This is a genomic window from Streptomyces sp. NPDC031474, assembly GCF_055581185.1.
The window spans coordinates 455,274-468,104 of sequence record NZ_JBVIJX010000008.1 but is presented as its reverse complement, the minus strand read 5'-3'; the positions used below and the strand labels follow the sequence as shown (position 1 = coordinate 468,104).

The window sequence follows — 12,831 nt, the reverse complement described above, 5'->3', positions numbered from 1 at the left end:
GTTCCCCATGCTACGGGGCGTGCCAGACTGCCTGGCATGCGACGGCTGTTCCCTGTGACCGACCAGACAGTGACGACCGACTCCGGCGGGAGGCCGCCCGGGGCTCCCGGCGAGCCCGGGACCGCCGGGGCGGGCGGCCACGCGGCGGCGGACCACGAGTGGAGCCTCGACGAGCTCGCCGACGCCTACGCCTACCCCGAGCCCGGCCCCGGGGAGCCGCGGCCCTGGCTGCGCGCCAACATGGTGTCCACGCTCGACGGCGCCGCCCAGCACGACGGGCGCTCGCAGCCCATCTCCACCGCCACCGACATGCGGATCTTCGGCACCCTGCGGGGGCTCGCGGACGTGGTGGTCGTCGGCGCGGAAACGGTACGCCTGGAGGGCTACCGGCCCGCACGCGCGCGTGCCGAGTTCGCAGGGCGGCGTGAGGCGGCCGGGCAGGGGCCCGCCCCGGTTGTCGCGGTGGTCACCGCCAGCCTCGACCTGGACTTCTCGCTCCCGCTCTTCACCTCGCCACTGGTGCCCACCCTGCTTCTGACGGGCGCCGCGGCGGCCCCCGACAGGGTCGCGGCCGCGCAGCGGGCGGGCGCGCAGGTGGTGATCGCCGGTGACGGCATGGGCGTGGACCCGGCCCGGGCCGTGGAGGCCCTCGCCGGACTCGGGCACACCCGGCTGCTGACGGAGGGCGGCCCCCGGTTGCTGGGGCAGTTCGTCGCCTCCGGGGTTCTCGACGAACTCTGCCTGACCGTCGCCCCGATGCTCACCGCCGGCGACGCGCAGCGGATCGCGGGCGGGCCGTCGGTCGCGGTTCCGCAGCGGTTCGTACTGGCATCCCTCCTGGAGGAGGAGGGATTCCTGTTCAGCAGGTATCGAAAGCCGTGATGCCGGAAACACGTTCGATCATTACCGATGGTCCTGAAATCAGCGGAATCAGCCGTTCCGTTTAGCTTCCGAAGGGCACACTGAATCTCGCAGTCCCCGTGCGAGCACGGGGAAGGATGGTTTCCGCAGGGTCGCGAACGGCCCACGGAGGAGAGAGGGCCACGGGGGTCCTCGAAGGAGAATGGGGCGCTGGTGTTCACAAGCGTTTTGATGATCGAGAAGGCCCTGACGTCCGCCGACGTGGAGTTCGTCAGCACCTTGCACGGGGACGAGCCGGTCTCCTTCCACGTACTGCTCCAGCCGCGGGGCGACCAGGCGGACCGCTTGCTGCGGGCCATCGACGACGTGGCCCTCGGCGAGCTGGACGAGGCGGCGCGGGAGCGCGAGACGCCGGAGGGGGAGGCGGCGAAGGGGTTCGGCGAGCGGGCGCTTGCGGTGTCCCTCCAGGCGTTGCACGCGGCCGGCAACGAGGCGGTGGGGAGCCTGGTCGAGGACCATCCGCTGGACGCGCTGAAGTCCCTGGTCGGAGAGGTGGAGGCGGACGAGGTGATCGTCCTGACCGATCCCCACTACGTGGAGGAGTTCTTCCACCGGGACTGGGCGTCCCGGGCTCGGCACCGGGTGGGGGTGCCGGTGCTGAAACTCTTCTCGCACAGCAAGGCGTAGGCAGGAAATCCCCTGAGTCGGCCGGGACGGCCCTTGCGGAATAGGGTGGGGGCGCACTCTTCGCCGTAACGCACCCTGGGAGACAACGCATGGCACCCGGCCTTCCTACCGCCATGGACCGACCGCACTTCATCGGCATCGGCGGGGCCGGGATGTCGGGGATCGCGAAGATCCTGGCCCAGCGCGGGGCGAAGGTGGCCGGCAGCGACGCCAAGGAGTCCGGGACCGCCGCCGCGCTGCGGGCGCTCGGCGCGACCGTGCACATCGGGCATGCCGCCGAGCACCTCGCCGACGACGCGAGCTGTGTCGTCGTGTCGTCGGCGATCCGCGCGGACAACCCGGAGCTGACCCGCGCGGCCGAGTTGGGCATCCCGGTGGTCCACCGCTCGGACGCGCTCGCCCGGCTGATGGACGGGCTGCGGCCGATCGCCGTCGCCGGCACGCACGGCAAGACGACCACCACGTCCATGCTGGCGGTGTCGCTGTCCGAGCTGGGGCTGAACCCGTCGTACGCGATCGGCGGCGACCTGGACGCGCCCGGCTCCAACGCGCTGCACGGCGAGGGCGAGATCTTCGTCGCCGAGGCGGACGAATCGGACCGCAGCTTCCACAAGTACGCCCCCGAGGTCGCCATCGTCCTCAACGTCGAGCTCGACCACCACGCGAACTACGCCTCGATGGAGGAGATCTACGAGTCCTTCGAGACCTTCGCCCAGAAGATCGTCCCCGGCGGCACCCTGGTGATCACCGCCGACCACGAGGGCGCCCGGGAACTCACGCGGCGCGTCGAGGGCGTACGGGTGGTGACGTACGGGGAGTCCGAGGACGCCGACGTGCGGGTCCTGTCCGTCGTCCCGCAAGGGCTGAAGAGCGAGGTGAGCGTCCTGCTGGACGGCGAGGAGCTCACCTTCACGGTCTCGGTGCCCGGCCGGCACTACGCGCACAACGCCGTCGCCGCGCTGGCCGCGGGCGTCGCTTTGGGCGTCCCCGCCGCCGAACTCGCCCCCGCGCTGGCCGCGTACACCGGCGTCAAGCGGCGACTGCAGCTCAAGGGCGAGGCGGCGGGCGTCCAGGTCATCGACTCCTACGCCCACCACCCGACCGAGATGACGGCCGACCTGGAGGCGATGCGCGCGGCGGTCGGCGACGCCCGCATCCTCGTCGTCTTCCAGCCGCACCTGTTCTCCAGGACGCAGGAGCTCGGCAAGGAGATGGGCCAGGCCCTGGCGCTGGCCGACGCCTGCGTCGTCCTCGACATCTACCCCGCCCGCGAGGACCCGATCCCGGGCGTGACCAGCGCGCTGATCATCGACGCGGCCCGGGCGGCGGGCGCGGACGTCACCGCCGTGCACGACAAGGACGAGGCGCCTGCCGTGATCGCGGGAATGGCGAAGGCCGGTGATCTCGTTCTCACCATGGGCGCGGGCGACGTGACGGACCTGGGCCCGCGCATTCTGGACCGTCTGTGAAGCTGAGGGGCTGAGCTCATGTCGTACGACGTCGAAAAGCCGGACGAGCAGTGGCGGGCGGAGCTGACCCCGGCGGAGTACGCCGTGCTGCGCCAGGCAGCGACCGAGCCCGCGTTCACCGGTGAGTACACCGAGACCAAGACGACGGGCGTCTACTCCTGTCGGGCCTGCGGCGCCGAACTGTTCACCTCCGAGACCAAGTTCGAGTCGCACTGCGGCTGGCCGTCCTTCTTCGACCCGAAGGACACCGACGCGGTGGAGCTGATCGAGGACCGTACCCACGGGATGGTGCGCACCGAGGTGCGGTGCGCCCGGTGCGGATCCCACCTCGGGCACGTGTTCGCCGGGGAGGGGTATCCGACCCCGACCGACCAGCGGTACTGCATCAACAGCATCTCGCTGCGGCTGGCGGCGGACGAGAGCTGAACAGGGGCTGCCGGCGCGGCTCACAGGTGCTTGCGCTGCACCAGCGCCGACAGCACCAGCATGCCCGGCAGCAGGGGCAGCCAGACCGTGAGCATCCGGTAGCCGAGGACCGTCGCCGTGGCAAGGCTCAGCGGGGTGCCGTAGCCGGCCAGGGTGAGGACGAGGGCCGCGTCGACCGGGCCGATCCCGCCCGGCGCGGGGACGGCCCCCGCCGCGGTGCTCGCCGCGAGGTACACGAAGAGCAGCTGCGGCCAGGAGAGAGGGACGCCCAGCGCCGTCCCCACGGAGGCCACCACACTCGCCTGGATCAACGGCGCCGCGAGCGCTCCGCCCCACAGGGGCAGGAAACGGGAGGGGCGGGTGTGCAGCCGCCGGACGTCGGTCAGGCCCGTACGCACGAAGTCCAGGGCCGGACGGCGCAGCGGCCGTACGAGAGCGAGCAGTAACGCTGCTGCCGTGGGGGCCAGCAACAGGCCCACGGCTGCCAGGAGCAACGTCCTGCCCTCCGGCAGGAGTCGGGCAGCGGGTACGGCATCGGGCGCGGCGAGCAGGAACACCAGCACCACAGGCGTCTTCGCCACGGCCCTGACCAGGGAGTACAGGCCGATCGAGGCGCTGGCGCGGGGAAGCGGGACGCCCTGGCGCTGCAGAAAGCGGAGGGTGACCGCGTGCGCGCCTATGCTCGCGGGCAGCACGTGGTTCGCGGCGCCCGCGGCGATCTGGGACGCCACCAGCAGGCCGGGCGGCAACCGGTCAAGGACCGCGCCCTGGCGGACACAGGCCGCGGCGACCGCGCCCAGGTAGGTGAAGAGGAGCCCGGCCAGCAGCCACCAGGGATCGGCGGTGGCCAGGCGGGCGGTGCCGTCGCGCACGGCGTGCCAGTCGACCGCCGCCCACACCGCGAGGAGCAGCAGCGGGAGCAGGCTGAGGGCGCGGCGGGTGGCGGTGGAGGTCAGCGGGCGGGGGCGGTCGTCCGCGACGGGGAGCGGGGGCGGGGTCGCGGGATCGTCGAGGGGCAGCAGGGACACGGCGCACGTCGTCCTTCCGCGTCGTGACCGCGCGCGGCGGCTTGACGGATCGGGGTTGGGCCTGTCTGGGGAGGGGGACGGGGGTGTCGTTCCCCTCCGGTGTGACGGTGCGGTGTCCGGAAGCCGACGGAGTGCGGGCCGAAGGGCGACCGCGGTGCGGTGAGGCGGGGGAGGCGCGGTGAGGCTGTGGGATTTCTGCCCGAACCCCTACGAGTTCATCCCGGCTCTCCCCCGAGGTTCACCCGGCCCGCAGCACCGCCGGGGCGTTGCTTGCGCAGGGCTGCCCGGCCGGCGCTCGTCGGCTGATCCGCGTCCGGTGCCCTCGGCAGGGTCATCGTGAACACCGTCGCCCCCGGCGCGTCCCCCAGTTCCAGCGAGCCGCCATGGGCCCGTACCAGGGAGCGGGCGACCGACAGGCCGAGGCCGCTGCCGCCGCGGTCGCGGCTGCGGGCCTTGTCGACGCGGTAGAAACGGTCGAAAACGCGTCCTCGGTCGGCGGCCGGAATGCCCGGGCCCTTGTCGGTCACATGGACCTGTGCCGTGTCCGCGGTGAGGGTCACCTCGACGCAGACCGGGGTCCCGGCCGGGGTGTGCACATCCGCGTTGGTGAGGAGGTTGTCCAGGACCTGGCGGATGCGGTGCGGGTCCATCCGCAGCGGTACGGCCGCCGGGCCCGGGGACACCGTCAGCGGATGCCCGGGGTGGCTCGCGCGGAACGCGTCGGTCGCCTGCTCGACCAGCTCGACCAGGTCCGCGTTCTCCATCCGCAGGGGCGTCTCCACCTCGGCCGCGTCCAGGCGGGCCAGCAGCAGGAGGTCGTCGAGGAGGAAGCCCATCCGGGCGGCCTCGGCGCGCAGCCGGGCCAGGTGCTTGTCCCGCTCCTCGGGCGCGTTGGCGGCCGCGTACTGGAAAAGGTCCGCGTAACCGCGTACCGACATCAGCGGCGTGCGCAGCTCGTGCGAGGCGTCGGCGACGAAACGGCGCAGCCGCTGTTCGGCCTCCGCGCGCACGGCGAGCGAGCCGTCGATGTGCTCCAGCATCGTGTTGAAGGCCGTGCGCAGCTCCTCCACCTCGGGGCCGCCGCCCGGCGCGTCCGCCCGCAGAGGGAGGCGGGACGCCGACTCGCTGAGGTCGTGCGAGGCGATGCCGTGCGCGGTGTGCGCCATGTCGCTCAACGGTTTCAGGCCGCGTCGCAGCAGCGCCCGGCCGAACACCACGAGGGCCAGCAGCGCCAGGCCGAAGGTGACGACCTGGATCGTGATCAACTGCTGGACGGTGTCCTCGAGGTCGTCCATGGGCGCGCCGCTGACCAGCAGCACGCCGGGCTCCACCTCGCAGGCGCGCAGCCGGTACTCGCCCTTGCCCGCGAGCTGCGCGGTGCGCACCAGCTCGGTCTCGGCGCCCAACTGCGCCTTGGCCAGGGCGGTGAGGTCGTCGATGTCCTCGGGCACGTCACCGGGGTCCTCGGGCTTGCGCAGCACCGGCTCGCCGTCCCGCACGTCGTACACGGCGTAGTACCAGCCCCAGTACTTCTTCCCGGTCAGCGAGCCGGAGTCCACGATGCTCTTGGACTGCGCGACCTGGGCGATCGCGAGCTGATCGTTGAGCTGGGCCGACAGATAGTCCCGCATATAGGTCGTCATGGCCGTGCCGACCACCGCGAACACCACCAGCGACAGTGCGCCGAGCCCCAGTGCCAGCCGGGTGCCGAGCCGCAGTCTGCGATACGACTGCCAGAGTCGGCCGATCACTCGGCCGCCTGCCGGATCACGTATCCGAAACCGCGTACCGTCTGGATCAGCGGGTCGTCGCCCGTCGCGTCGAGCTTGCGGCGCAGTCGGCTGACGACCAGCTCGACGACGTTGGAACGGCCGCCGAAACCGTATTCCCAGACATGATCGAGGATCTGCGCCTTGGTGAGCACGGTCGGGGACTTGCGCATCAGATAGCGCAGCACCTCGTACTCGGTCGGGGTGAGCGTCAGCAGCTTTCCGCCGCGGCGGACCTCCCGGGTGTCCTCGTCCATCGTGAGATCCGACACCCGCAGCACGGACCGCTGGAAACCGGGGCCGGTGCTGCGCCGCAGCACGGTCCGCAGCCGGGCCATCAGCTCCTCCACGGCAAACGGTTTCACCAGGTAGTCGTCGCCGCCCCGGGTCAGCCCCGCGACCCGGTCGGCGACCCCGTCACGGGCCGTGAGAAACACGACCGGCACCATCGTCCCGGTGTTCCGCAGACGGTCGAGCACGCCGAAACCGTCGATGTCGGGCAGCATCAGGTCGAGCACCACGATGTCGGGATGGAAGTCGGCGGCGCGGCGCAGCGCCTCCGCACCCGAGTTCGCGGTGACCGCGTCCCAGCCCTCGTAGCGGGCGACCGTCGCCACGAGATCGGCGATCGGCGGGTCGTCGTCCACGACGAGGAGTCGTACTTTTTCCACCTCCACATAGTGCGCCACCCACCCCCCGGCGCCAGACCCGCGTCTCACTCACACCCCGATCGATAAGATCTTGAAAGTTGTACGACAGGAAAACGACAGCGAAGCACGGACAAGCTCTGTGTTCTGAGGACCCGATCTAGGAGTTTCCGTCCGTGACGACCGTCCAATCGCCTCCCGTCCCCCCCACGGCGATACGTCCCAAAGTAGTGGCCCGCACGGGCCTGTACGCCGTGCTGGCCGCGAACGCGGCCGTCGTGACCGTCTTCGCCGTCCAGGCCGGCTTCGCCTCCAACGCGCTGGTCGTGATCGGCCGCTTCGCCGGCCTGTACGGCGCCCTGCTGATGGCGTTCCAGCTGCTGCTGGTGGCCCGGCTGCCCTGGCTGGACCGCCGCATCGGCATGGACCGGCTGACCAACTGGCACCGCTGGACCGGCTTCGGTCTGCTGTGGACGCTGGTCGGGCATGTGGTGTTCATCACCTTCGGCTACGCCCAGTCCTCCTCGATGAACCCGGTGAGCCAGCTAGTGGACCTCGCGGAGACCGTCGAAGGCGTTTTCCGCGCGGCGGTCGCCCTGGTGCTGATCCTGGTCATCGGCGGCGTCTCCGCGCGCTGGGCCCGCCGTCGCCTCGCCTACGAGACCTGGCACTTCATCCATCTGTACACCTACGTCGCCGTGGTGCTGGCCTTCACCCACCAGGTCGCGGCCGGCACCACGTTCACCGCGTCCTCCGCCGCCACGGCGTACTGGTACACCGTGTGGGGCGTCGCCCTCGGCTCGGTGTTCCTGGGCCGGCTGGCCCTGCCCCTGTGGCGCAACTGGCGCCACCAACTGCGCGTCGAGGCGGTCGTCCCCGAGGCCGACAACGTCGTGAGCGTGTACATCACCGGGCGCGACCTGGACCGGCTGCCCGCCCGGGCCGGCCAGTTCTTCCTGTGGCGGTTCGTGACCAAGGACCGCTGGTGGCAGGCGAACCCCTTCTCCCTGTCGGCCGCCCCCGACGGCACCCGGCTGCGTCTGACCGCGAAGGCGGCCGGCGACGGCTCCGCGGGCCTGCGCCACATCAAGCCCGGCACCCGGGTCTTCGCCGAGGGCCCCTACGGCGCCTTCACCGCGATGCACCGCACCCGTCCGGAGTCCCTGCTCATCGCCGGCGGCGTCGGCGTCACCCCGATCCGGGCGCTGCTGGAGGAGATCCACGGGCACGCCGTGGTCATCTACCGGGTGGCCGGCGAGCGCGACGCCGTCCTCTACGACGAGCTGCGCGACCTCGCCGTCGCCAAGGGCGCCGAACTGCACCTGGTCACCGGGCCGCCGGTGCCCGACCGGTTGGCGCCGCGCGAACTCGCCGCCCTCGTGCCGGACATCGCGGAGCGGGACGTCTTCCTGTGCGGGCCGCCGCCGATGATGAACGCGGTCCTCGGCACCCTGCGCGAGCTCGACGTGCCCAAGACGCAGATCCATTTCGAGCGCTTCAGCCTGGCGGGATGAGAGAGACGACGTGAAGCGAGCAATACCTGTCCTGGTCCTGTCCGTGGCGGGCCTGATCCCGGTCTGGCGCTACGAGCCGTCGACCGGTACGACGTCCACCACCGAGGCCGCCTCGACGCCCTCCGTGTCCTCCTCCACCTCCTCCTCGGGCTCGACCACCATCACCGGTACGACCGTCACCACGGAGAAGGGCGACGTCCAGGTCCAGGTGACCTACGAGGGCGGCCGGATCACGGCTGTGAAGATGCTGAAGCAGCCGAACCATCCGCAGACGACGGCGGCGGTGCCGAAGCTGATCGCGGAAACGCTGACGGCTCAGAGCGCGGACATCGACACCGTCTCCGGCGCGACGCTCACCAGCAACGGTTACAAGGAGTCCCTCCAGGCGGCCATCGACGCGAAGGGCGCCTGACGTGCGCCGCGTCGAACACGTCATGGGGTTTCCGGTCTCACTGAGGGTCGACGACACCGTCGTCCCCGACGAGGCCGGGGATGCCGTCTTCGCCTGGCTGCGCGAGGTCGACGCCCGGTTCAGCCCGTTCAAGGCCGACAGCGAGGTGTCCCGGTACGACCGGGGCGAGCTGTCGGCCGACGAGCTGAGCGCCGACCTGGTGGAGGTCCTCGCCATCTGCGAGCGGTACCGGGTGGCCACCGGCGGCGCCTTCGACGTCCGGCTGCCCGGCCGCGGCCTCGATCCCTGCGCCGTCGTCAAGGGCTGGTCCGTGCAGCGGGCGGCCGCACTGCTGACCGGCGCCGGGCTCGGCCGGTTCTGCCTCAACGCCGGGGGCGACGTGGTCGTGTCGGGCGGGCCGTGGCGGGTCGGCGTACGGCACCCCGAGATCGCCGACAAGCTGTGCACCGTCCTCGACCTCACCGACGCGGCGGTCGCGACCTCTGCGCGCTACGAGCGCGGCGACCACATCCTCGACGGCCGCACCGGTCGCCCCGCCGCCGGCCTCGACAGCCTCACCGTCGTGGCCCCGACCCTGACCGAGGCCGACTCCGTCGCCACGGCCGCCTTCGCCATGGGCGCGGAGGGCGTCGAGTGGGCGGCGGAGCGCGACGGCTGCGAGGTGTACGCCGTACTGCCCGGCGGGCGCGTGCTGCGCACGGCCGGATTCCCCACGGCGGGCGCGGCGGCAGCATGAGCGTCGAGGCGGCGGCGCTGGGAGCGGCCGTCTGGCTCCTCGGGTGGAGCGCGGCGGTCCTCGCGTGGACATCGGGACGGGGAAACCGACCCCGACCGGACCAACGGCGGTGCCGCTGACCGGTCTCGGCGGGTCCAGAGCAAACGGAAAGGCGGGCCGCCGGTGTTACCGGCGGCCCACCCAGGTAGTCGGTCTAGACTCTCCCCGCAACGGCCCGAACTCGCGTGGTCGAGAGCGGGCAGAAAATGCCAGACCCGAAGGGTATTCGGCGCTTTGATACGGATAGATTCAGTCACCAAGCGATACCCGGACGGCACGGTGGCGGTCGACCGGCTCTCCCTCGACATACCGGACCGTTCGATCACCGTGCTCGTCGGCCCCTCGGGCTGCGGCAAGACGACCACCCTGCGGATGATCAACCGGATGGTCGAACCCAGCGAGGGCACGATCCTCATCGACGGTGTCGACAGCCGTCAGCAACCGGTCAACACCCTGCGCCGGTCCATGGGTTACGTCATCCAGAACGCCGGCCTCTTCCAGCACCGCACGATCGTCGACAACATCGCCACGGTGCCCCGGATGCTCGGCTGGAGCAAGGACAAGGCCCGCGCGAGGGCCCGCGAGCTGATGGAACGGGTGGGGCTCGACGCCTCGTTCGCCAAGCGCTACCCCTACCAGCTCTCCGGTGGCCAGCAGCAGCGCGTCGGCGTGGCACGGGCGCTCGCCGCCGACCCGCCGGTGCTGCTCATGGACGAGCCGTTCTCCGCCGTCGACCCCGTCGTCCGCAAGGGGCTCCAGGACGAACTCCTGCGTATCCAGGACGAGTTGGGCAAGACCATCGTCTTCGTCACGCACGACATCGACGAGGCCGTCAAGCTCGGCACGATGGTCGCCGTGCTGCGCACCGGAGGTCGGCTCGCCCAGTTCGCGCCGCCCGCCGAGCTGCTGTCCGACCCCGCCGACGCGTTCGTCGAGGACTTCCTCGGCGCCGACCGCGGCATCCGGCGCCTGTCGTTCTTCTCCTCCGAGGGCCTGGAGCTGCTCACCGCGCCGATCGTCGCGATCGACGCCACCGCCGAGCAGATCGCCGCCCGCAGTACGGCCGACACCCCCTACCTCCTCGTCACCGGAGTGGACGGGCGTCCGCTCGGCTGGAGCGAGCCCGCCGGACTGACGGCCGGAGAGATCGACGCCGGCCGACTGCTGCCGTACGGGCGGCCGTTCGTCGCCGGACGGGACTCGCTGCGCGCCGCGCTCGACTGTGCCGTCCTGTCGCCCACCGGCTGGGCCGTCGCGGTGGACGCCGAGGGCCGGGCCGCCGGAGTCGTCTCGCAGGCGGCCATCGGCGAGGCCATCCGCGGCGCCCACGCGGCAGGGCGCGAGGAACGGCCGACCACCGCGGAAACCGCGCAGAAAGTTATCCGGTGAACCGCTTCTTCGACATCCCCAGCGACCTCCAGCACGACTGGTTCGGCCTCATCGGGCTGCATCTGCGCGAGGCCCTGCTGCCGGTGCTCGGCGGGCTGATCCTCGCCCTCCCGCTGGCCCAGCTGTGCGTGCGGCTGCGCTGGCTGTACCCGCCCGTGCTCTGGGTGACGACGGTGCTCTACGCCATCCCGTCCCTGGCCTTCTTCGTCGTCCTCATCGACTACACGGGGCAGACCGAACTGACGGTGATGATCCCGCTCACGGTCTACACCCTGGTCGTGCTCGTCCCGGCGATCGTCGACGGCGTCCGCTCGGTGCCGCAGGAGACCCTCGCCGCCGCCACCGCCATGGGCTTCGGACCCGTACGCCGTTACATCCAGGTCCAGTTGCCTATCGCGGTGCCCGCCATCATCGCCGGTCTGCGGGTGGCGACCGTGTCGAGCATCAGCCTCGTCAGCGTCGGCATGCTGATCGGCAACCAGGGCGCGCTCGGCAACCTGCTGCACGACGCGCAGATCTACAACCGGCCGGAACTCGCCTGGAACTCCGTGATCACCAGCGCCGCCCTGGCGGTCCTCGCGGACGCCCTGCTCGTCGTGGTGCGCGTCCTGCTCACCCCCTGGATGCCGAGCGGTGTGCGCGTCGGAAAGTCCAAGACCACCGGCGTCCGGCCCGATCCGGCCGTGCCCGCCCTGGAGGACGCAGCCCGGTGAACGTACTCAATTTCGTCAACGCCTTCTTCGGCGACAGCGCGCACTGGCACGGCTACGACGGAATCCCCACCCGCCTGTGGGAACACATCCAGTACTCCGTTCAAGCCCTTGCTCTCGCCGCCGTGATCGGGCTGCCGATCGGCCTGGTGACCGGTCACTACGGACGCGGCGGAAACATCCTTTCCCTCGTCGCCACGGCCGGCCGTGCACTGCCCACCTTCGGCCTGCTGGTGGTGACGACCATCGTCCTCGGGTTCGGCATGCTGCCCGTGATGATCCCGCTGGTCGTCCTCGCCGTCCCGCCGATCCTGGTCACCACCTACGAGGCGGTGCGCTCCGTCGATCCGTCGCCCGTGGACGCCGCACGAGGCATGGGCATGCGCGAGTCCGACGTCCTGCTGCGCGTCGAACTGCCCGTGGCGCTCCCGCTGATCCTCGGCGGCCTGCGCTCGGCGGCCATCCAGATCGTCTCCACGGCCACCATCGCCGCGTACGTCAGCCTCGGCGGCCTCGGCCGCTACATCGTCGACGGCCTCTACCAGCACGACTACGAGAAGGTCGTGGGCGGCGCCACCCTGGTCGCCGGCCTGGCACTCGTGACCCTCGCGGTGTTCTGGGCGGCGACCAAGACGGCGGTCTCCCCGGGGGTGCGCAGAAGCAACTAGGACAGGTCCTGGCTCGGAGAGGGTGGCCGTACGGCGATCGCGTCGACCTCGAACAGCATGCCGGGCAGCGCCAGCGAGGCGACCCCGCTGAGGGTCTGCGCCGGCAGGCGCTCGCCGAACCGGGCGTGCAGCGCCTTGCCCAGTGCCGCCAGCTTGCCGGGGTCGTGGTCGACGATGAACGTACCCAGCCGTACGACGTGCTGGAGCCCGAGACCCACCCCGGCCAGGGCCGACTCCAGCCGGTCGAAGGCCAGTTCCACCTGGGCGGCGAAGTCGCCGCGCACGGGGGCGCCGGACGCGTCCGACGCGTACTGCCCCGCGAGGAAGACGAGTTCACCGGGCGCCGACACGGCATGGCTGTAGCCGAAGGGCGTCGGGTCGTGCAGCGCGGGCGGGTTGGTGATCGTACGGTCGTCGTGACTGTCGTCATGGCTCATGACGCGGACAACTCCGGTGCGGGGCAAGGCCATTCCCGC

At 71.4% G+C, this 12,831-nt stretch carries 14 protein-coding genes; 10 read left to right on the top strand and 4 right to left on the bottom strand.

Translation table 11 applies throughout. The annotated features are described in order from the left end of the window. The first annotated feature begins 36 nt into the window (after positions 1 to 36). The 4 genes from ACZ5SK_RS19305 (at position 37) to msrB (ending at position 3,443) form a co-directional block, all read left to right on the top strand. Positions 37 to 882 (top strand): pyrimidine reductase family protein, encoded by an 846-nt coding sequence (locus ACZ5SK_RS19305; protein ID WP_443041212.1) that lies wholly within the window; start codon positions 37 to 39, stop codon positions 880 to 882. A gap of 192 nt (positions 883 to 1,074) precedes the next feature. Continuing rightward, on the top strand, positions 1,075 to 1,548 hold the full coding sequence (locus tag ACZ5SK_RS19300) for an indole-3-glycerol phosphate synthase (protein ID WP_334576285.1): 474 nt from the start codon (positions 1,075 to 1,077) through the stop codon (positions 1,546 to 1,548). Positions 1,549 to 1,637: 89 nt separating this feature from the next. Beyond that, positions 1,638 to 3,017 (top strand): UDP-N-acetylmuramate--L-alanine ligase, encoded by a 1,380-nt coding sequence (gene murC / locus ACZ5SK_RS19295; protein WP_334576284.1) that lies wholly within the window; start codon positions 1,638 to 1,640, stop codon positions 3,015 to 3,017. 18 nt (positions 3,018 to 3,035) lie between these two features. Beyond that, entirely contained in the window at positions 3,036 to 3,443 is a 408-nt protein-coding gene (msrB, locus tag ACZ5SK_RS19290; protein ID WP_334576282.1) for a peptide-methionine (R)-S-oxide reductase MsrB, read from the top strand. Between the two features lie 20 nt (positions 3,444 to 3,463). Here msrB and ACZ5SK_RS19285 read toward each other — a convergent pair whose 3' ends face one another. The 3 genes from ACZ5SK_RS19285 to ACZ5SK_RS19275 all read right to left on the bottom strand — a co-directional run bounded on the left by ACZ5SK_RS19285 (position 3,464) and on the right by ACZ5SK_RS19275 (position 6,911). Beyond that, entirely contained in the window at positions 3,464 to 4,471 is a 1,008-nt protein-coding gene (locus tag ACZ5SK_RS19285; RefSeq protein ID WP_334576281.1) for a lysylphosphatidylglycerol synthase transmembrane domain-containing protein, read from the bottom strand. Positions 4,472 to 4,686: 215 nt separating this feature from the next. Then, a complete protein-coding gene (locus ACZ5SK_RS19280) occupies positions 4,687 to 6,222 on the bottom strand; it encodes a sensor histidine kinase (protein ID WP_334576280.1) in 1,536 nt (511 codons plus the stop codon). After that, positions 6,219 to 6,911 carry a response regulator transcription factor gene (locus ACZ5SK_RS19275; protein WP_334576278.1) on the bottom strand — a complete coding sequence of 231 codons (693 nt, stop codon included), beginning with the start codon at positions 6,909 to 6,911 and terminating at the stop codon, positions 6,219 to 6,221. Before ACZ5SK_RS19275 ends, ACZ5SK_RS19280 begins: the two co-directional genes overlap by 4 nt. 152 nt (positions 6,912 to 7,063) lie before the next feature. Between ACZ5SK_RS19275 and ACZ5SK_RS19270 the strand changes: the two genes are divergently transcribed. The 6 genes from ACZ5SK_RS19270 (at position 7,064) to ACZ5SK_RS19245 (ending at position 12,355) form a co-directional block, all read left to right on the top strand. Continuing rightward, positions 7,064 to 8,401 carry a ferredoxin reductase family protein gene (locus ACZ5SK_RS19270; RefSeq protein ID WP_361705350.1) on the top strand — a complete coding sequence of 446 codons (1,338 nt, stop codon included), beginning with the start codon at positions 7,064 to 7,066 and terminating at the stop codon, positions 8,399 to 8,401. Between the two features lie 10 nt (positions 8,402 to 8,411). Further along, positions 8,412 to 8,813 carry an FMN-binding protein gene (locus ACZ5SK_RS19265; RefSeq protein WP_334576276.1) on the top strand — a complete coding sequence of 134 codons (402 nt, stop codon included), beginning with the start codon at positions 8,412 to 8,414 and terminating at the stop codon, positions 8,811 to 8,813. A 1-nt stretch (position 8,814) separates the two neighbouring features. Next, positions 8,815 to 9,549 (top strand): FAD:protein FMN transferase, encoded by a 735-nt coding sequence (locus tag ACZ5SK_RS19260; RefSeq protein ID WP_334576274.1) that lies wholly within the window; start codon positions 8,815 to 8,817, stop codon positions 9,547 to 9,549. Between the two features lie 273 nt (positions 9,550 to 9,822). Beyond that, complete coding sequence (locus ACZ5SK_RS19255; RefSeq protein WP_334576273.1) at positions 9,823 to 10,977, top strand: ABC transporter ATP-binding protein; 1,155 nt, start codon at positions 9,823 to 9,825, stop codon at positions 10,975 to 10,977. Then, positions 10,974 to 11,690 carry an ABC transporter permease gene (locus ACZ5SK_RS19250; protein ID WP_334576272.1) on the top strand — a complete coding sequence of 239 codons (717 nt, stop codon included), beginning with the start codon at positions 10,974 to 10,976 and terminating at the stop codon, positions 11,688 to 11,690. Before ACZ5SK_RS19255 ends, ACZ5SK_RS19250 begins: the two co-directional genes overlap by 4 nt. After that, positions 11,687 to 12,355, top strand: a complete 669-nt coding sequence (locus ACZ5SK_RS19245; protein ID WP_334576270.1) for an ABC transporter permease — start codon at positions 11,687 to 11,689, stop codon at positions 12,353 to 12,355. Before ACZ5SK_RS19250 ends, ACZ5SK_RS19245 begins: the two co-directional genes overlap by 4 nt. On the opposite strand, the gene ACZ5SK_RS19240 is transcribed toward ACZ5SK_RS19245, so the two are convergent. Beyond that, a complete protein-coding gene (locus tag ACZ5SK_RS19240; RefSeq protein ID WP_334576269.1) occupies positions 12,352 to 12,792 on the bottom strand; it encodes a RidA family protein in 441 nt (146 codons plus the stop codon). The genes ACZ5SK_RS19245 and ACZ5SK_RS19240 overlap by 4 nt on opposite strands. Positions 12,793 to 12,831: the final 39 nt, after the last annotated feature.